Origin of the sequence: Sorangium sp. So ce394 (assembly GCF_051474665.1) — a bacterium.
Classification (GTDB): Bacteria; Myxococcota_A; Polyangia; order Polyangiales; family Polyangiaceae; genus Sorangium; species Sorangium cellulosum_D.
Genome location: NZ_CP150339.1, coordinates 298640 through 317762 on the forward strand (window position 1 = coordinate 298640; position 19123 = coordinate 317762).

16 protein-coding genes and 1 pseudogene are annotated in these 19123 nt (G+C 71.1%); 6 read left to right on the forward strand and 11 right to left on the reverse strand.

The features are described 5' to 3' along the window. Window positions 1-92 precede the first annotated feature (92 nt). Both WMF33_RS01110 and WMF33_RS01115 read right to left on the reverse strand, forming a co-directional pair. The gene (locus tag WMF33_RS01110; RefSeq protein ID WP_437335395.1) at window positions 93-467 is read right to left on the reverse strand and encodes a molecular chaperone DnaJ; all 375 of its coding nucleotides are present in this window, start codon (window positions 465-467) and stop codon (window positions 93-95) included. A 239-nt stretch (window positions 468-706) separates the two neighbouring features. Further along, window positions 707-1327, reverse strand: a complete 621-nt coding sequence (locus tag WMF33_RS01115) for a glutathione S-transferase family protein (RefSeq protein ID WP_061626300.1) — start codon at window positions 1325-1327, stop codon at window positions 707-709. Between the two features lie 151 nt (window positions 1328-1478). On the opposite strand from WMF33_RS01115, the gene WMF33_RS01120 reads away from it, so the two are divergent. Further along, on the forward strand, window positions 1479-1715 hold the full coding sequence (locus WMF33_RS01120; protein ID WP_437335396.1) for an HNH endonuclease: 237 nt from the start codon (window positions 1479-1481) through the stop codon (window positions 1713-1715). Between the two features lie 111 nt (window positions 1716-1826). On the opposite strand, the gene WMF33_RS01125 is transcribed toward WMF33_RS01120, so the two are convergent. After that, on the reverse strand, window positions 1827-3266 hold the full coding sequence (locus WMF33_RS01125) for an AAA family ATPase (protein WP_437335397.1): 1440 nt from the start codon (window positions 3264-3266) through the stop codon (window positions 1827-1829). 134 nt (window positions 3267-3400) lie between these two features. Between WMF33_RS01125 and WMF33_RS01130 the strand changes: the two are divergent. Continuing rightward, window positions 3401-4147 (forward strand): annotated as a pseudogene (locus WMF33_RS01130) (glutathione S-transferase). A 102-nt stretch (window positions 4148-4249) separates the two neighbouring features. Here WMF33_RS01130 and WMF33_RS01135 read toward each other — a convergent pair. Further along, window positions 4250-5230: an aldo/keto reductase gene (locus tag WMF33_RS01135; RefSeq protein ID WP_437335398.1), complete on the reverse strand. Its 981-nt coding sequence runs from the start codon at window positions 5228-5230 to the stop codon at window positions 4250-4252. A 53-nt stretch (window positions 5231-5283) separates the two neighbouring features. Here WMF33_RS01135 and WMF33_RS01140 point away from each other — a divergent pair, with 53 nt between their 5' ends. Continuing rightward, a complete protein-coding gene (locus tag WMF33_RS01140) occupies window positions 5284-5874 on the forward strand; it encodes a TetR/AcrR family transcriptional regulator (protein ID WP_437335399.1) in 591 nt (196 codons plus the stop codon). A 28-nt stretch (window positions 5875-5902) separates the two neighbouring features. Here the strand turns inward: WMF33_RS01140 and WMF33_RS01145 are convergent, their stop codons facing one another. From WMF33_RS01145 to WMF33_RS01160, 4 genes are all read right to left on the reverse strand, one after another. Then, window positions 5903-7126 carry an MFS transporter gene (locus WMF33_RS01145; protein WP_437335400.1) on the reverse strand — a complete coding sequence of 408 codons (1224 nt, stop codon included), beginning with the start codon at window positions 7124-7126 and terminating at the stop codon, window positions 5903-5905. Window positions 7127-7411: 285 nt separating this feature from the next. Next, window positions 7412-8047 (reverse strand): HD domain-containing protein, encoded by a 636-nt coding sequence (locus WMF33_RS01150; protein WP_437335401.1) that lies wholly within the window; start codon window positions 8045-8047, stop codon window positions 7412-7414. An 82-nt stretch (window positions 8048-8129) separates the two neighbouring features. Then, a complete protein-coding gene (locus tag WMF33_RS01155; RefSeq protein ID WP_437335402.1) occupies window positions 8130-9137 on the reverse strand; it encodes a GlxA family transcriptional regulator in 1008 nt (335 codons plus the stop codon). Window positions 9138-9612: 475 nt separating this feature from the next. Continuing rightward, window positions 9613-10380 carry a hypothetical protein gene (locus tag WMF33_RS01160; RefSeq protein WP_437335403.1) on the reverse strand — a complete coding sequence of 256 codons (768 nt, stop codon included), beginning with the start codon at window positions 10378-10380 and terminating at the stop codon, window positions 9613-9615. A 111-nt stretch (window positions 10381-10491) separates the two neighbouring features. On the opposite strand from WMF33_RS01160, the gene WMF33_RS01165 reads away from it, so the two are divergent. After that, window positions 10492-11949: a hypothetical protein gene (locus WMF33_RS01165; protein WP_437335404.1), complete on the forward strand. Its 1458-nt coding sequence runs from the start codon at window positions 10492-10494 to the stop codon at window positions 11947-11949. A gap of 300 nt (window positions 11950-12249) precedes the next feature. Here WMF33_RS01165 and WMF33_RS01170 read toward each other — a convergent pair whose 3' ends face one another. Next, the gene (locus WMF33_RS01170) at window positions 12250-12474 is read right to left on the reverse strand and encodes an addiction module protein (protein WP_437335405.1); all 225 of its coding nucleotides are present in this window, start codon (window positions 12472-12474) and stop codon (window positions 12250-12252) included. Between the two features lie 231 nt (window positions 12475-12705). On the opposite strand from WMF33_RS01170, the gene WMF33_RS01175 reads away from it, so the two are divergent. After that, entirely contained in the window at window positions 12706-12948 is a 243-nt protein-coding gene (locus WMF33_RS01175) for an addiction module protein (protein WP_437335406.1), read from the forward strand. A 1198-nt stretch (window positions 12949-14146) separates the two neighbouring features. On the opposite strand, the gene WMF33_RS01180 is transcribed toward WMF33_RS01175, so the two are convergent. Both WMF33_RS01180 and WMF33_RS01185 read right to left on the reverse strand, forming a co-directional pair. Continuing rightward, window positions 14147-14773, reverse strand: a complete 627-nt coding sequence (locus tag WMF33_RS01180; RefSeq protein WP_437335407.1) for a JAB domain-containing protein — start codon at window positions 14771-14773, stop codon at window positions 14147-14149. Then, window positions 14770-15294: a sigma factor-like helix-turn-helix DNA-binding protein gene (locus WMF33_RS01185; RefSeq protein ID WP_437335408.1), complete on the reverse strand. Its 525-nt coding sequence runs from the start codon at window positions 15292-15294 to the stop codon at window positions 14770-14772. The genes WMF33_RS01180 and WMF33_RS01185 overlap by 4 nt, the downstream gene beginning before the upstream one ends. Here WMF33_RS01185 and WMF33_RS01190 point away from each other — a divergent pair. After that, window positions 15245-19123 carry an RHS repeat-associated core domain-containing protein gene (locus WMF33_RS01190; protein ID WP_437335409.1) on the forward strand — a complete coding sequence of 1293 codons (3879 nt, stop codon included), beginning with the start codon at window positions 15245-15247 and terminating at the stop codon, window positions 19121-19123. The two genes, WMF33_RS01185 and WMF33_RS01190, sit on opposite strands and share 50 nt — an antisense overlap.

Below are 19123 nucleotides of genomic sequence, written 5' to 3' on the forward strand. Positions count from 1 at the left end.
ATCTCACCCCGGAGGCCCTCGGCAGCCGTCGTGTCGAACGATTCAGGTGACGCTGTAGCGTCCGCGCTCCCGAATGGCTCGCGGCAAGCCGATCACGTTCCGGGCGGGCGGAGCTGCTTGCGGACCTTCTTGATGAAGGTCTGCGTGCACTTTCCGTGGGTGGCCTCATGCTCGATGATCTCGAGCGTGAGCTTGGCCTTCGTCCCGCTGGAGAGATGCGCAGCCGCGTTCACCTCCCTGGCGAGCTGGATGCCCTCCAGCGACGCGGGTCCCTGCGGCTTCTCGACGGCCGCCGTCTTGTTCGGCTGCCGGTAGTGGGAAGGCTTCGTCTTGGTGACGTCGCGGAAGCGGGGGTCGTCCGAGCGCCGGCCGGTGCCGTGGCAGCCCGGGCAGGTGGCGGTGCTGCCGGAGAACGAGTTGGCGATGCGGCCGTCGCCGCCGCAGACGCCGCAGGATTCACTGGTCATGAGCCAGGCCCTCGGGTCGGGGTAGGTGCTTCGGGTCCTTCATGCCGAGAGCATACAGGCGATCGTGGCTCGTGGTAGCCTCGCCTGGGGCGATCCTCCGTTTTGCGCGTGGTTCGCTGCAAGCGCAGCGGCGCGCCCGCCCCCTCGGCATCGAGCCGCCCGTCGGCGGGTGACTGCGCCGATCGGCGGCCCGGCTCTCCTGGTGATGCTCCGCAAGCGCCACGGCTGGGGCGGAGACGTCAGCCCGGCCGGACCCGCTTGACCGCAGGACGGCTCGTGCAGCGGGCGATCCACGCGTTCACGTTCGCGAACGGCGAGAGATCCACGCCGAAGCGGGCCAGGAACGGCAGGGCCGTCACGAGCGCCACGTCGGCGAGCGAGAACTGGTTGCCCACGAGGTACTCCTTGCCCTCGAGCGCGCGGTCGAGGATCCCGACCCCGTCCGCGAGGTCCTGCTTCGCGCCCTCGGCGACCTTGGGGTTGCGCTCGTCGGCGGGGAAGCGCTCCAGCGTGTTGCGCAGGAGGCGCGTCGTCGCCTCGTACAGCGTGACGTTGGCCCAGGCCATCCACTTGAACGCCTCGGCGCGATCGGCGCCGAGCGGCGGGAAGAGGCCCTTGTCCACGCCGTAGCGCTCGCCGAGGTAGAGCAGGATCGCGAGCCCCTCGAAGATGGGCTTCCCATCGACGACCAGCAGCGGGACCTTGCCGTTCGGGTTGAGCGCGAGGTACTCGGGCTTGCGCTGATCTCCCGCCGCGAGGTCGAGCTTGACCTTCTCGTAGGGGACGCCGAGCTCCTCGAGCGCCCAGTGCACCCGGTCTGCGCTCGTCATGGGGGCGTAATAGAATTTGAGGTCGGACATGCGGCGAGCAGAACCCCGCCGCGCGCGCTCCGCAAGGGGCTTCGTTCGTCGCGCATGAGCTCGATCTCGGTCGGCGGCGCTCAACCTGAGGCCGTCATGCCCGCGGCGCCGTGAGGCGGCAGGGATCGCGCGCTACGACACTCGCTGCTGGATGATCCGCGCAAGGCTGTTCAAGGGGCTTCGCGCGGGCACCATGAAGGTCGGCTCGCTCTTCGCCGATGTTCGCGACATGCCGAGCGATCGTTGCGTCTATTGCGGCACCACGCCGCCGCCAAAGCTCCATGGCGATCATCTGATCCCCAGGCATCGAGGTGGCCCCGAATCGGCGCCGGCTGGATGCGCGGGGGCGCGGCGCGCCGCGATGGCCTGCTCGTGGACGGCGGCGTAGCGGCCGCCGGGCGCGACGATGACGTAGGCCGTGAGCGGGACGTGCAGCTCCGTGGACACGTGGCGCAGCTCCAGGCCAGCGCGCCATCCTCGCGGGTAGGCGTCGGGGGGCTCACTCCGATATGGCGCTGGCCCCGAGCAGGCTCTGGGTGAGCTTTCCGCCTTCGACCGCGAGCTCGCGTAACGCGGTGTCGATGTGCCGGTCCTCGACGACGCGCCCGGCCCCCTCGTCGGCGGCGAAGAGCGCGGCCTTGCGCAGGAGCTCGCGGAGGAAGGCCGCGCTCACGCCCTTCGTCCTCGCCACCAAGGCGTCGAGCTGCGAGAGGCGCAGCTCGAGCCCTCGGCCGTAGAGCTCGAAGAGGCGGCGACGGCAGCCCTCGTCGGGCAGCGGCACCTCGAGCGCCTGATCGATGCGCCCCGGCCGCGCCGCCAGCGCGGGCTCGAGGATGTCGGGCCGGTTGGTCGTCAGGATGAAGAGGATGTCGGCGTCGTCGGAGAGCCCGTCCATCTGGTTCAGCAGCTCGAAGAGCACCGCGTTGCTCCCCGCGCACTGCCGGGTGCGCTCCTCCGCGACGAGATCGACGTCCTCGAGGATCACCGTCGCCGGCTCGAGCAGGCGCGCGAGCGCGCACGATTGCTCGATGAGCCCCATGCCCCGCCCGGTCAGCAGGATCACCGTCCGATCCGGCATCTGCCCCGCGAGGTACATCGCCGTGAGCGTCTTGCCCGTACCAGGAGGTCCATGCAGCAGCATGCCGCGCTTGAGGTGGCGGCCCATCGCCCTGAGCTCGCCGCGGAGCTCGGCGAAGCGGACGGCGTGGCGCTCGATTCGCTCGAGGAGACCTTGCGGCAGGATGATCTCATCCTTGCCGATGGTCGGCAGCCGATGAAACCGCACGTCGATGGTGCCTTGCTGCGGCTGCTCGAGGGAGATGACGTGGCCCCGGTAGATGCTCCGCGCGCGCATCGTGTTCCGCACCTCGGCGAGCACCGCCTCCGCTTCGGCGCGCTCCGCGGCCATCACCTCCAGCGTGAGGCTCTCGCGCCACCCCGCTGACGCGCTCACGTACACCACCAGGCGCTGCTCGCCACGCCGGACGAGGTGCACGCCGCTGCGGACGCAGGCGATGACCCGGCCCTGATCGAGCGGCAGGTTGACGTACTCCACGGGCCCGACGTCGATCCCTGCCCCGGGCATCGCGCTCCGGGGCGCCGCGATCTGCGAAAGCCTCGCCGTGAACATCTCGTGCGTCGAGGTGATCCCGAAGAGCTCGGCCTCGCGCTCCGGCTGACCGAGGTAGGCCTGGAGAGCGAGGTGCAGGTTGGGGTGCTCGTACTTCGCAAACTGCTCGGACACGACGGGCATCTGCGCCGGATCTCCGCCCAGGTGCTCGCGAATGCGCCGCCGTATCTCCGGCTCCTGTGCGGGCGCCTGCGCTGCCATCTGCTCGAGGAACGCCTGAAAAGAAGCGCCGAACGTCGACGGGTCGAGCTTGGGATCGGTCATCTTCGTCACCACCACCGCCGAGGCTACACGAGCCGCAGCGGCCATGGATCTCTCCTTCGGCGGCGCGGCGCAGGGGCACCGGCGCGCGTGTCCGCGCCGGACCCGGCGGACCGCTCGGCCGCGCGCCCCTCGGCCGCGCGCCCATTGACCGCGGCGCTCGGCGGCGCGAGTTATCCGTCATGAACGCGCCCACGTACGAGCTGTATTACTGGCCGGGCATTCAGGGCCGCGGCGAATTCGTGCGCCTCGCGCTCGAGGACGCCGGCGCTCCTTATGTCGATGTCGCCCGCCTGCCCGCGGCGAAGCACGGCGGTGTTGCCGCCATGCAGAAGCTCATGAAGAGCCACGCGCTCGCGCTCGAACCCTTCGCGCCGCCGTTCCTCCGCTCCGGCGACCTCGTGATCGCGCAGGTGGCCAACATCCTCTTCTACCTCGGCCCGCGCCTCGGCCTCGCGCCGGACGACGAGGCGAGCAGGCTCGGCGCCCATCAGCTCCAGCTCACCATCACCGATCTGGTCGCCGAGGTGCACGACACGCATCACCCCATCTCCGTCGCGCTCTATTACGAGGACCAGAAGCCCGAGGCCCTCCGCCGCAGCCAGGCCTTCCTCGCCGAGCGCATGCCCAAGTTCCTCGGCTATTTCGAGCGCGTCCTCGAGCGCCACGGCGGCCGTCACCTCCTGGGAGGCGCGATGTCCTACGTGGATCTCTCGTTGTTCCAGGTGATCGAGGGCCTCCGCTACGCGTTCCCGCACGCCATGGCCGCCTTCGCGCCCAGGATCCCTGGGCTCGTCGCGCTGCGCGACCGCGTGGCCGAGCGCCCGCGGATCGCGGCCTAGCTGGCCTCGGATCGGCGGATACCCTTTAATGAAGACGGCATCTTCCGGCACTATCCGGAGCTCGATCCGGCGCCGTCGAAAAGATGATGGCCTTGATGATCCGCCCTTGAAGCCTGGTCAATGAGGGTTTCCCGGCGCGGCCGGGAGCTCCGTCAGGGGGGGCCGGCGTGGGGTCGCGACCCGAGTCGCTTACCGCGCCGCGTACTTCATGACGAACGGGGGGTACCGATCGCCGACGATCGCGCCCGGCGCGAACGCAGCGTCGAGCTGCGCGAGCTCGTCCGGGGAGACGCGCACGTCGAGCGCCGAGAGGTTCTCGTCGAGCCGCGCGCGCCGGCTGATGCCGACGAGCGGCACGATGTCGTCGCCGCGCGCGCGCAGCCACGCGATGGCCAGCTGGGCTGGCGTGCAGCGCTTCAGGGCGGCCATGTCGACGAGCGGGCGAGCGGCGCGGACATTCTGCTCCAGCGCGTGTCCCTCCATTCGCGGCGCCACGAAGTGCGCGCCAGGGCTCGGCGCCGTCGCGCCGCTGAGCAGCCCGTCGGCGAGGACGCGGTAGGCGACGATGCCGATCCCGAGCTCGCGCGCGGTCGGCAAGATCTCTGCTTCGATGAAGCGGCACGCGAGCGAGTACTCGATCTCGAGCGCGGTGATGGGGTGCACCGCGTGCGCGCGGCGGAGGAGCTCTACGCCGACCTCGGACACGCCGACGTGACGGACTTTGCCCTCGCGCACGAGGTCGGCGATGGCGCCGATCGTCTCCTCGAAGGGCACGTCGGGGTCGGGTCGCCCGGGCTGGTAGAGGTCGATCTCGTCGACGCCGAGGCGCTGGAGCGAGTAGGCCGCGAACGTCTTCACCGTGGTCGGACGGCCGTCCATCCCGAGGAACTTCCCGCCCGGGGTACGCAGCATGCCGAACTTCACGCTCACGAAGGCCCGGTCGCGCCGGCCTTCGATGGCGCGTCCGATGAGCGCCTCGTTGTGCCCCATGCCGTAGAAGTCGGCGGTGTTGAGCAGGCTCATCCCGGCGTCGAGCGCCGCCTGGATCGTGGCGATGCTCTCGGCGTCGCTGCCGGCGCCGCGGCTGGGCGACATCCCGCCGCAGCCGAGGCCCAGCGCGCCGACGAGCGGACCGTTCTTGCCGAGATGCGTGCGCGGTATCATGGGCATCGCTCGATCCCCCTCTCAATGTTAGAGCGAACGCTCTAACAATGGTTCGCCGCATGCGCACTGTCAACCCCGACCAGCACGAGAAGAAGCGTCGCGAGCTCCTCCGCGCCGCCCTGCGTCGCTTCGCCGCCGAGGGCGTGCAGGCCTCCATCGCGAGCATCTGCGCCGAGGCGGGCGTCAGCCCTGGGCACCTCTACCACTACTTCCCGAGCAAGGAGGCCATCCTCGAGGGCCTCTTCCAGCTCGTGCTCGACGAAGCGACCGCGCACCTGTCGGGCGACGTGAAGGACGCGCGCGACCTCCCCGCGCTCGTGGCCGATCTCTATGGCGGCAAGGGGCCGTCCCTCCTCTTCGACCTGCTCGCCGAGTCGCAGCGCAACGCCGCGATCGCGGATCGGCTCCGGCGCCACAGCGCCGAGATGAAGCAGCTCCTCGCGGGCGCGATCGCGCGCGGACAGGCCGCCGGCCTCGTCGACGACACGCTGCCGGCGGCGGACCTCGCGACCATGGTGCTCGCCGTGCTGGACGGCAGCAAGGCGATCCGGCTACGCGATCCAGCCGTCGACCGCGACCGCGCGCGCGAGATGCTGCTCGCGCTCGTGTCGCGCGTCCTCAGCACGTCCGGTGATCGACCCCTCCGATGATCACGAATTGCTGACTCAGCTGCTGCGGTTACTCCGACTCGCCCTCGGCGAGCGCGACGGGCTGGTCGCTCTCGGTGAGCACGCCGCGCCCGTGCCACACCATCAGCACCGCATAGAGCGCCGCGAGCACGCGAAAACCGCTGAGCAGGCCGAAGCGCTGCCCGAGCGAGCCGCCCGCCACCGCGCCGATCAGGCTCCCGGCAGGTCCCGAGAGCGAGAACAGGCCGCCGACCCGGCCGCGGCCGAGCTCGGCGGTGAGCGCCGCGAAGCGATTGACGCTTGTGAGGTGCTGCACGCCCAGCCCGAGCCCGAGCAAGACCGCCCCGATCCACAGCGACGCGACGCCGAGGGGGAAAGCGAGCAGGAGCTCGGTCGCGAGCAGCAGCGAGAAGGCGATCGCGTAGCGGGCAGCGTCGCGCAGCGGCGACAGGACGCCCCCGGCGAGGAGCAAGGTCAAGACGAACACGGCGCCCTGGAGGGTCACCAGGCTCGCGGCTTGCGGCACCGAGAGGTGAAACTCGCGAATCCCGATCAACACCACGAACACGGCGAAGTAGGACATCGCCATCTGACCACACAGCTCGATGAGCATGCTCTGGCGCAGCTCGCGGCGAGACAGGATGATCCCGACCTGCCCGCGCAGGCGCTCGACGAGCGGCGTGGCCGAGCGCCCGCGGCCGGGGGGAGCCCCGGAGAGCACGCGATCGCCGACGAAGACCGTCGCCAGCAGCCCGAGCCCCGTCACCACGAACACGCCGGTGTAGCCGAGCAGGCCGAGGAGCTGCGCGCCGAGCATCGGGCCCACGAAGAACATGCCGAGCGAGTGGGACGCGCGCTGCCAGCCTGCCTTGCGCGGGCCGAGGCGAGGGAGCAGGTGGAGAAACTCGGTCTGGGTCGCGACCATGCGAAACGGGTTGAGCAGCCCGAAGACGACGACGCCCGCGATGAGCTGCCAGGGCCGATCCATCTGGGTGAAGCCGAGCAGGTACAGCGCCGCGCCCGCGAGGCCGCCGAAGCGGTACAGCGGCCGGCTGCCGTGGCGGTCGAGCAAGCCTCCGACCGGCATCGAGAGCAGCAGCATGCCGGTGAACTGCAGGCCGCCGACCAGGCCGATCTGCCAGGGGGAGGCGTGGAGAGAGGCGGCATACAGCGGCAGGACCACCTTGGCCACGCCGTTGCTCGTGCCCGCGAGCAGGCCGAGCACCATGAAGCCGAGGAGATAACGCTGGGGGAGAGGCGGCGAAGAGGTCATCACGCGAACCGAGGCGAGCGGCCCGCGGACGGCGCGTTCGTCCGCCGTGCCGAATCGGGGGGGCTGCCGCGCGGGCGCCCTGCAAATCACGCTCCCGGGCCGGCGCAGGCCCATGGCGACCGCCTCGTCGCCCCTGGCGCCGCGGCAGGAGGCCGGCGTCAGCGCGCCGCCCGCCGCCTGCTGCTCCAGCAGCACCCGCGCAGCACGCGTCCGCTGCTGGCGCAGCAGAGGGGGACATCCATCTTCAGGAGCGCTCCGTCCATCTTCATGCGCGCTCCGTCCAGCTCAGCTGTCGAAGGGGGCGCCCTCCAGGAGGGCGCTCGCGTCGAAGGGCTGAAAACCCGGCACGTAGCGGCGGCCGAAGTCCGAGAGGAAATTGCCGGCCGTGGTGTGCGGCTTCCGCTCCACGACGCCGCAGAGGGCGCGCCGGAAATCCTGCTTCATCTCGAGCCGCGGATACGCCCTCAGGATCTCCTCGACCGCTCCGCGCGGCAGCGCCTCCAGCCCGACGCCGCCGTAATCGATCCCGATCCCGAGGTGGGCGATGGCGACCTCCGGCTCCTTGTGCGGGGCGATGCCCAGGCTTGTGTGCAGCGCGATGGCGTCCCACACGAGGGACGCCTTTTCCCGGGGCAGGCCGCGTTCGGCGAGAAAGGTCCGGGCGGCGTTGGCGCCGTCGACCTCGAAGCGCTCGGGGCCGGCGAAGCGCTCGGTCAGGCCGAGATCGTGCAGCACCACGGAGAGGTAGAGCAGCTCGCGGTCGCAGGCGAGGCCGCTTTGCCGGGCCGCGAGCTCGCCGAAGTAGTACGAGCGCATCACATGGTGAAAGAGGTAAGGGGCCGAGACCTCGCGCGCGAGCGCGGTCGCGTCCTGGGCGAGGCGCGTGTCGGGGGCGTGGATTCCTGCGATCGCTGTGGTCATGGCGGGGGGCTCCTGTCTGCCGGCGAAGGCCGAGCGAGAGGAGGGTGCGCGCTCGCTGTCCGGGCGCCCCGCCGAAGTGCGGTCATTTCCTGCCACGCGCGCGGGCGTTCCCGGAGAAGCGCTCCCGGTACTCGAGCGGTCCCACGCCGAGCCGGCGCAGGAAGGTGCGGCGCAGGTTCTGCTCGTCGCCGAAGCCGCACTGGTGGGCGATCCGCTTGAGCGGGAGGTCCGTGCCGGCGACGGCCTGGCAGGCGGCCTCGAGGCGCATGGCCGCGACCGTCTTCGCCGGCGTTTGCCCGAGCGCGGCCGTGTACGCGCGCGCGAAGGTGCGCGGGCTCATCCCCGCCTGCGCGGCCAGGCGCTCGACGCGGAGATCGCCGGCGAGGCGGTCGGCCATCCAGGCGTGCAGGTCGGCGAAGGTGCCGCCCTCGGCGGCCTGCGCCGCGAGCGGCGCGCTGAACTGCGACTGCCCGCCAGGCCGCTTGAGGAACACGACGAGCAGCCGGGCGACCGCCATCGCCGCGCGGTGCCCGAGGTCCTCCTCGACGAGCGCGAGGGCGAGGTCGATGCCCGCGGAGATGCCGGCCGAGGTCCAGATCGAGCCGTCGCGCAGGTAGACGGAGTCCGCGTCGACGCGGACGCGCGGGTGGCGCTCCGCGAGGAGCGGCGCGGAGCGCCAGTGGGTCGCCGCGCGGCGACCGTCGAGCAGGCCCGCGGCGGCGAGGAGGAAGGCGCCCGTGCACACGGCGCAGGTGCGGCGCACGCGCGGCGCGCGGCGGGCGAGCCAGGCGACGAGATCCGGCGGCACGGCCGGGGCCTCCGGCGGCCCGCTGCCCGGCACGATCAGGGTGTCGATGGCCTCGTCGTCGAGCGCCGCGAGCGGCTCGGCACAGGCAGCGAGCCCGGTCGTGGTGCGCACCGGCCCGCCGGCCGTCGCGGCGACGATCGCGCGATACGGCGGAGGAGCGCCCGGCGCGCGCAGGGTGTTCGCCACGGTGAAGGCCTCGAGAGGGCCGGCGAGATCGAGCAGCGCGACGCCCTCGAAGGCGAGCAGGACGACGAGGCGGGGCTGGGTGAAGCTCGGTGGCATGAGGGGAGAGATAGAGTAGATAGATCGAGGCGGGCCACGCGGGGGCGCGGCAGAGCGGCGACGGCGCTGTACGAAGGATACAATATTGACGAAGCAAGAAACAAGAAGCCAGAAGCAGGCTGGCAGATCTCACACGACTACCACAAGAACTCTTGCGCCGAGACCCAAGCGCTACAGCGCATGAAGAACGCCATCAGTGTCGGCGAAGATGACGAGTCACCCCCGTGCTGAGGAGAGTTCGATGGAGGGACGGTTCATCGGTGAAGGCCAGTCCAGGGCGTTCGAAGCGCTGCAATCCTGGCACGAAGCGGGGCGCCCGCCGGCGTGCGTCGTCCATGGTCCCTCCGGCGCAGGGAAGAGCACGGTCATCGAACGCTTCTTCCGTTCGATCGCGGGTCCTGGCACCCTGAAACTTCTCGTTCACGCCGGACGTGCGTTTGGCGCGGCCTTCGAAGAAGAGGTGCTCGCGCGGCTCTCAGCCGGCCCATGGCCCGAAGGTACGGGGTTTGACGATGTTCACTTCGGTGTCCGCACCAGCCTCGTCAACCGCATCATGAACTGGGACGGCGAGGACGGTCAGCCGCAGCTCCTGATTGGCTTGATCGCGCCTGACGCCTGTGTGGACTGGCCGGACGACCCTCGCCGCTCGGTGCTGGACGAGCCAGGCTCCGCCGCGCGTGTGCTGGTGGCGGTCTCCGGCACGCGCGACGTTGCCGAGCGATGGGCAGAGCGGCTGGGTCTCCGCGCCGCGCACGTGACGTATGTTTCGGTCGGCGGATTCCGCTTGGAGGAGCTCGATCCATCTCTCCGCGACCGCCTCGCCTGGGCGGCGGTCGACGGTCCAGGTCCACGCGCTTATGTGGACGCGATCGCGAGATCGCTCCGCGATCGCGGCGCGGCGCCGATGGAGGCGCTCATGACGACCCTCGCGTGCGCCTTCGCGCCGCTCGACGCGACCGAGCTGGCGCCGCTCCTCGGCGCGCAGGTCGCCGAGGTGACCGGTTCTCTCGACACGCATCGCGAGGCCGTCGCGCCGGTCCTCCAATGGCGTGAAGAGGGGCACCGGATTCGCTTTCGTCATGAAACCCTGCGCGCCGCCTGGGCGGCCGCGCGCCCGGAGCACGTCGCGCTCGCTGAGCAGCGGCTCGCCGAGGCTGCCCGATCGCTCATTCGCACCTGGGAGAGCGGCGACACAGCCGAGAGGGGCGCGGTCGCCTACCTCCGCCGGTACGCCGGCGACCATCTCGTCTCCTCCGGCGCACCGCGCGCCGATCTCCTTGCGCTCTGCGCACCCCGGTGGGCATGGCCGCGCTCGCGCGAGGATCTCGCTGCGCGTCGGGCGGAGCTGGGACGCGTGCGACGCTCGATGGCGGCGCCGCTCTTCGCCTCCGACGCCGTGGCAATCCCGTCCGACGCGCTGTCGAGCTTGGTGCGGGTCGCGCTCGCGCAGGGCGCGCTCGCGACGCTCCACCGCGCGTGGCCTCCTGAAGCCGATCGGGCCGACGAGGAGGCGTGGAACGACACGGAGCGGGCGCTCGCCGTCTCGATCTTCGCTCTCGCGGCGCGCGCCTCTCCCTCGCTGCGCGCCAGCATCGAGGCGCCCGCGCTCGACGTCGTGAGGCGGACAGGCGCGGCATGGCGCGGTGATGGCTGGGAGGATGCGCTCGCACTGCTCACCGCGGCGCGCGCAGCATCGGGCGACGAGGCCTCGACGTTCGCGCGGTGGGCGGTCTCGTCCACGTGGCGCGCGGACGGAGGGCCCGACGGCACCTTGAGCGCGTGGCTCACGGCCGCCGACTTCCTGCCGCGCTCCGAGGCAGAAGCGCTCGTCCAGCAAGCCGTCGAGCGCGCGCTGTCGAGCGCGAAGCCGGGGCAGGCGCTCGCGCGGCTCGCCACGGCGGATGGGATCGGGCAGAACCAGGCGCTCGCCATCCTCCGCGCGGCGGTGTCGCTTCCACCGACGTCCCGAGCGAACGCCCTGGCGCCCCTCTTGCCCGTGCTGCCCGATGAGGAGCGGGCCCGCGCTGTCTCGATGTCCTTCGATGCGTTCTTTGCGGACCAGGACGAGGGCGCCGAGAGGCACGACGCCGACGCATGCACCGCGGCGCTGCTTCCCTTCCTGGGGCTGGCCGAGCTCTCGAGGCTGCTGGACGAGGCCCTCCCGCCCCCTTCCGCGCTGGCCGTGCGGTTCGCCGAGCTCGGCGCTCCGGAGCGCGCGCTCGGCATCGTCCGAGAGCGCTGTGGCAGCGGGATCTTCGCCGCTCGTCCCTTGCTCTGCGCCGCAGCGACCGAGGGAGGCCGCTCCCTCGCGCAAGCGGCGCGCGACGCGGTGGCCTCGCTGGATGCTCCGTGGGCCGCCGCGGGGCTCGTGTGTGATCACGCCGCCGAGGCGATCCAGGTGCTCGGGCTCGAGACGGCGGTGGAGATCGCCGAGGGAGGCGGCGGAGGTGGCTCGGAGGCCGCGCGCATCATGGCCCTCGCGGCGCTCTGTCTCGCCGCCCCCGAGCGGTCGCGCCCCGCGCTGGCCGCGCGCGCCGTCGCTGCTTACCACGACGACCGGGGTACTGAGGGTCTGGAGAGCGTGGTGCGCTGCGCTCCCTGGATGTCGCTCACGACAGCGGCAAGGCTGTTCTTCGTGAGCCTCGGGGACGCCGCGGAGAACGTCACGCTCGTCTCGACGCTGAGCCGCTGGGGCGGCGTGGAGCAGCTCGCGCCCCTCATCGCGCGCGTCGGCGGAGATGACGCGCTCGCGGCCGTCGCCAGCGTCCTCCCCGAGGCGCTCCTGTGGAAATCGCGGAGGAAGACCGATTAAAAAAGGCGCCCTTTGGACGGGCTCCCCGAGACTGATCGTGCAGCGAAGGCGGCATCCTTCGATGCGCGGGGGCGCAGCGCGCCGGCGGCGGGATGCTGCGCGTGGCGAGGGCCTACTCGTGACGACCAGCGAACATCGTTCTCCACAGCCCTCCCCGCGAGCGGAGACGCAGCCAGGGCATCGACTGCGCCTTGAACCTCGGCGAGAAAGGCGTCGCCAAGGCCAGGACGTGCCCGAGCGTCGTAGGTGGCGCCTCGTTCAGCTCGGCCTCAGCCAGGTCGTGAACGATGACCGGGAGCGTCACCGGAGCCGCGCGCGGGCGTCACGGAAGACGTCCTTGGCCGGTCGCCCCCGGGACGGATCTGCGTCGAGCTCTGCGTCCCGGCGCGTCGCTTCCTCGGTCCAGAGGCGCCTGTGCTCCTCCTCGGAGAGCTCATCCAGGCTTTCCAGAAGCGTCTCTGCGAGACGTGCGCGCTCCGCGACGGGCAGCTTCAGGGCTTCGGCTTCCAGCTCGGGAAGGTTCACGGGGGGATTGTACCGCGCGGGTCGGAGGCTGCTCGGGCGCGCTTACCCATCGGCGAGGAGATGCCGCGGCGACGGCGACGGACGACGTTGACTGGCGGGCGCTTGCGGTCATCGCGGCCCCGGCTCGGCCGGACGGCGCGGCAGTGCGTGGTTCGCCGTCGGCGCCGCTCGTTCTCGACCGCGAGGGCCGTGTGCTGCGCCGTCGCGGTACCTCGTGGTATCTTGCGGCTCATGGAACGAGCCATCCAGGCCCCGCCGCCCGGCTTCGACGATCTCACCGTGCACGAGCAGATCGAGTACGTCCAGGCGCTCTGGGAGCGGATCGCGGCGAGGGAGGCCGAGGTGCCGGTACCCGAGTGGCACAAGGCCGAGCTCGATCGCCGGCTCGCCGAGTACGAGGCCGCACCGGAGGCTGGCCGGTCCTGGGAACAGGTCGAGGCCGACCTCCGTGCACGCCTCGTGACGCGTCGATGAGCCGGCTCCTTGTTCGCCCGTCTGCCGAGCTGGACATCCGGGAGGCGGCGGACTGGTACGAGGGCGAGGAGGACGGCTGGGCGGACAGTTTGTCGATGAGCTATGGCACATCGTCCGCCGGATCAGCGATCTCCCGTCGCAGTTCCCCGACGTCGGGCGGGGTGTCCGGCGCGCGCTGCTCAAGCGATTCCCCTATGCGGTCTACTTTCTGCTCTGTGGCGAAGGAAACGAGCGGGCAACGGTCATCCTCGCCGTACTCCATCAGCGGCGTAGCCCGTCTGTTTGGAAGAAGCGCGATCGAGACGAAGGTGGAATGGGCTGACCCGGCCCTGGTGCCGGCGGACGCCGGCGACTGAACTCTACCTCATCGTAGAGACTCGGCCCGAGAGCGAAGATATCGATCTTCGTCACCATCGGCAGGTAGAAGATGTTCGCGCAGCTTCGGCGGGTCAGGGAGTCGCGAAGCATGTCTTGATCCACCTCGAAGTCCGGGCCGAGCAGCTCCGCGAACGCGCGCACATGGCGGGGCATCATCGCGACGACCAGATGGATATCGAAGTCGGCCTTCAGTTACCCGCGAGCTCGTCATTGATCACGAAATCGACATGGTCACCGACGAGCGCTTCAACGACGCGCCGAAAGTCGGTGACCATGGGCTGCCTTCGCTTCCTCGCTGAACTCCAGTGCCTTCCGTGTCCGTTCGACTCTCTCGGTTGGAGTCATGCGCAGGTTCTCGGCGATGAGCGATGCATCAACGCCGGGAGGGGACTCTTCCGAGGTCCCGTTGATCCCAGCTCTTCTCGGCATCGGAAGGTTCAGCCTCTGCTCGTTCGGCCTGGCGGTCACGCATCGGCTTCGGGCTCCTGACCCGCTGTACCACGGCGGCGGTCCCTGACGAGAGCGAGCGGGAATGGTTGCCGATGCTGGCCGGCTACCGTCACCCTGAACGCGTACGCCCGTCGCAGTCGTCCTGCCTTGGACGTTGCGGTCGGAAGCGGCGCCACGGCGGCGATCTTCTTCGGGGGTCGGAGCCCGCGGAGGTTCCACGTGCTTCAGCGCGTCGTGCCGCTGCCGATCGCGTCGCTGCCTGAGGCTCGCGGAGCTGCTGGCGGAAGCGGTGCGCGGGAGGTCTTCGGCTGGATGCGCAGGGGCGCAGCGCGCCGGCGGCGGGGCGCAGCGCGCCGCGAGGGCCTACTCCCTACTCGTGGACGGCGGCGTAGCGGCCGCTGGGCGTGACGATGACGTGGGCCGTGAGCGGGACTTCCAGCTCCGAGCCGAGGTGGCGCAGCTCCAGGGTCATCGCTTCGTCCTCGCGGGTCGGCGTGGGGTCGCCGCTCGGGTGGTTATGGGCCAGGACGAAGCTGTGGGCGGCCATGTCCAGCGCCGTGCGCAGGACGGTGGAGCGGCCGACGTAGAGGGCGTCGTCGGAACCGCGGGCGAGCAGGCGCGTCTCGCGGACGCGGCCGTGGGCGTCGAGCGCCGCGATCCAGAGCTCCTCGTGGACCAGGGAGGCGAGCGTCGGGCCGAAGTAGCGCGCCACGCGGGCGGCGTCGGTGAGGAGCGCGCCCCGGCGGGCGCGGGCGGCGTGGTAGCGGCGGCCGAGCTCGAAGGCGGCGGCGAGCCGGGTCGCGTCGAAGAGGGCGATCTGGGTGCGCTCGGCGAGCGCCGCGGGCGAGAGGCGACCGAGGGAGGGGAGAGCGGCCGTGCCGAGGAGGCGCGGTCCGACGCCGGGCAGGCCGAGCACCATCTCGAGGAGGGCGGCCTCGGTCGCGGTCGGCAGCTCGGCCGCCGTCTCGGCGGGGGCGTCGACGGGGGCGGGGCTCATCGGGCGCATCGGGGCCACCTGCGAGAGCGGGTGAGGGCGCGGGCGAAGAGGCGGCGCGCGAGGCGGAGGCGGGTGGCGACCGTGGGGCGCGGGAGCGAGAGGGAGGCGGCGATCTCGAGCGAGGAAAGGCCGGTGGCGGCGAGCGACAGGATCTCGCGCAGCTCGGGGCGGAGACGGTGGAAGGCGCGGAGGAGGCCGCGGGCGACGAGGCGGGCCTCGGAGAGGGGGCGGCGGAAGCCCGACCCAGGTTGGGGCGACTCGGGTCGGGCTAGCCGCCGCGTTCGCCGCGTCCAGCGACACGGGCTGCGCTCACGCGACGCCGTGACACGATCCGAACGCCCGAACCCCCCACGGTCCCGCAACGCATAAGCCCGGCGACGATCCAGCTGCGGAGAGGATCCGGCCGGACCAGACCGGGTTGACACCTGCACCCGCTCGGCGACAGATGGAGCCGTGGCTCGCACCGCTCCCGTGCCCAACATCCCCGCCATTCCAGGCATGAACCCCGGCACCTGGATCATGGGAGGAGGTGGTGGCGGCGGCGGCGGCAACGGGCGAGGCGGTCGCGGACGCGGCGGCAAACAGGGTGCCGGCGGCGGGAATGGCGGCAGCGGCGCGAGCGGCGGCGGCAAGGACGCGGGCTCCTGTGGGCAGGGCAGCGGCGGCGGATGCCCGAACCCGAGCCACGGCGGCCGCGGCACCCAGGCGGGGGACCCCGTCGACCCGATCACCGGGCGCGTCTACACCACGACAGCGGTCGACCTTGCGCTGCCCGGCACCATCCCGCTCATCATCACCCGCAGCTACAGCAGCTCCCTGGCCCACGAGGATCTCGGCCTCGGCTTCGGCTGGACCCACGCGCTCGCCTGGACGATCGACGAGCGCCGCCGCTCGATCCTCGTGATCGAGCCGGGAGCGAACCCGACAGAGACGCCGCGCCCAGCCGAGGGGGCATCGGTGCGCCTGCCCTGCGGCAAGCTCACCCGACACCCTTGGGGCTACTTGATCGATCGCAATGGGCTCGCGTACCTCTTCGGCGAGGTCGAGGGCTCGCGGTGGAAGCTGTCGCGCATCGTCGACCGGCGCGGCAACGCGATCAGCCTCCATTACGAACGCGGCAAGCTCGCGACCGTCCTCGACAGCGTGGGAAGGGTGGTCACCGTGCGCAGGCACCCGGACGGACACATCGCCGCTTTCGAGGTCAAGAACGCGAAGGCCCAGGGCCGCCGCGTCTCCTTCCGCACGTACCTGTACAACGACCGAGGCGACCTGGTCGCGGCCGTCGACGGCGAGGGCCAGCCGACGCGCTACGAGTACGACGTCGACCACCGCCTCCTCCGGCGTGCCGAGCCCGGCGGGCTGGTCGCCGAGTTCCGCTACGACCAGGAAGGCCGATGCTACGAGAGCTGGTGTCACCGCGAAGGCAATGACGGACTCGACGCCTCCATCCCCGAGTTTCTCGCCGATCACACCACGCGGGCCAAGGGCTTCCTCCACGTGCGCCTCGAGTACGGCCCCGACAGCACGGAAGTCGTCACCTCGCGCGGCATCCGGCGCGTACACGGCAACGCGCTCGACCAGCCCACGCTGGTCACCTGGTCACGGGGCGTACACAGCTACACGTACGACGACGCGGGCGAGCCCACCCAGTACATCGACGCGCTTGGCCACGTCACACGCGCCGAGCGGGACAGCGAAGGCCGCCTGCTGCGATCCGTCGATCCCACCGCAGCGGTGACGGATTACGTGCACGACGAGCGCGGAGACGTCGTGGAGATGCGCGACGCGCTGGGTGGCGCCGCCCGGTATGAGCGCGACGCCTGGGGAGACGTGCTCTCCGTGCATGACGAGCTCGGGCTAGTCGTCGCCTTCGCTTACGACCTCCGCGGCCTCCTCGTCACCGCCACCTTGCCGAACGGCGGCGTTACCCGCATGGAGTACGACACCCTCGCCAACCGGACCTCCGTCGTCGAGCCGCACGGCGCCACACGCCACATCAGGTACGACTACCTGGGCCGCGTGGTGGGCTTCACCGACGAGCGCGGGCTTCAGACGTTCTTCACCTACGACGCCAGCGGCCGCACCCGCAGTATGCGCACCCCCGGGGGCGCTGAGGTCGTCTACGAGTACGACGCAGACGGCAACGTCTCGCGCATCCTGGACGCCGATGGCCGTGCCACCCTGCTCCGCTGGGGAGGCATCGGCGTGGTTACGGAGGTCGTGCGCACCGATGGTCAGATCGTCCGTTATCGCTATGACCGCGAGCAGGCTCTCGCACGAATCATCAATGAAGTAGGTGAAGAACACGTCTATGAGCGCGACACCGAGGGCCGCATCGTTGGCGAGCGCACCTTCGACGGCCGCGCCATCTCCTACCGGCTCGACGCCATGGGACAAATCCTGGCTATCCGCGAGGACGCGCGTCTGACGGAGCTCAATTATGACCCCTGCGGCCGCCTCGTCGGGCGCAGCTTCTCCGATGGGCGCGTCGAGCGGATCGAGTACGATGCGCTCGGCCGCGTCGTACGCGTTGAGAGCGGCGATAGCGCCTGCGAGTACACCTACGATGCCCGCGGCCGGATCTTGCGCGAGCGCCTCGTCGACCATGGCGTCACCACCACGGTCGAAACCGCGTACGACGTCATGGGCAAGGCCGTGCGCGCGGAGGGCCCGTTCGGCGCGATCGCGATTGAGCGCGACGTCGCCGGCCGTCCGGTACGGATCCACCACGGCGACATCGCGCCGATGCAGCTCCACTATGACCCCACTGGCCGCGTCGTCGAACAGGTATTGCCCGGCGGCGGACGCATCGCTCAGGGCTTCACGCCCGACGGCATGCTCGCCCGCGTGCAGGTCCTGAGCCCCAGGGCAACGCCGCGCGTCGGGCCGGGCGAGCCGGCGTGGGTCGGCCAGATCCCCCTCGGCGAGACCTTTGCGCGTAGCTACCACTACTCGCCGGCCAGCCTGCTCGCGGCCGTCGACGACGCGAGCGGCGTCCGCGTCGAGCTCCGGCGCGACGCGAATGGGCGTGTCGCCGAGAAGCGTCATGTTCAGGGAGCGCGGCACGCGGTCGCCGAGTCGTACGGCTACGGCGCGAGCGGCGATCTCTACGAGCCAACCGTCCCACGCGAGTACGCCTCCGGAGGCCGCCTCGTCCGGCGGGGCGAGGTCGAGTACGCCTACGATGCGCTGGGGCGCGTGTCGCACAAGCGTGCGCCCGACGGGAAAGCGTGGTCGTTCATCTGGGCCGACGACGACCAGCTCATGGCCGTGCGCCTACCCGACGGGCGGACGGTCCGCTTCGCGTACGATCCGTTCGCGCGGCGGACCGAGAAGCGCGTCGAGCGCGCCGGACGCGTCGAGAGCGTGACCCGCTACGCCTGGTACGGCGACGCCCTCGTGCGCGAGATCCATGAGACTGCGCGCGCGGCGGGCGATCCCATCGTCCAGGAGCGGACCTATGTCGTGCTGCCAGGGACGGTGCTGCCACTGGCACAGCGCGAGACCAGGGCCGGGCAACCGCCGGAGCTGCTGTACTACGTCGAAGGCCCGAACGGCGCGCCCGAGGCGCTCGTTGCGAACGATGGGGCCCTGCTAGAGACCCTCGCCCCTACCCTGTACGGGCGGGTCGACGGCGAGCCCAGGACCCCGCTCCGGTTCCCGGGCCAGTACGCAGACGAGGAGACCGGGCTCCATTACAACCGGAATCGCTATTACGATCCCGAGACGGGCTGCTACCTGAGCCCGGAGCCGCTGCGCATCGAGGGCAGCCTCAAGCCCTACGCCTATGTCGACAACATGCCGGTCGAGCACGTCGACATCGACGCGCTCGTTCGCTGCACACTCACGCGCACGGTCGGGGATCCGATTACGAGGAGCAGCGGCGGCAGCCCGAGCCGGCTCCATCCGGCCGTCGAGAGGGCATTGCCGCGGCAGCCGGCCCGGCACCCGATAGAGCCGCAGCCTGCGGAGCAGTGCGCCGAGCCCCACGTGCTGAGCGACCACCTCCGGGAGTGGGAGCAGCGGACCGGCAGGTCATGCACGCCGGGTCAGCCCGGGTGGCGGCGCAACCTTCGCGCAGCGCTCGGCGAGGTGCAGGGCATGGAGTCCGAGACCGGGACCAGCAACATCCCGGCTTGCCCCAACTGCTCCCAGCTCATCCCTCGGCTGTGGACCATGGCGGGCCGCAAGCCGCCGCGCCCGAGCGAGGTTGGCGGGGCCATGAACCCGCAGAACCCCACGTATCACGATAACCCAAGCAACCGCCTCACACGACCGAACCGCCCGGGAGGCATCCAGAACGTGGGCACCTGGAGGGTGGTGGGCGATCGGTTCCAGAGGGTCACATAA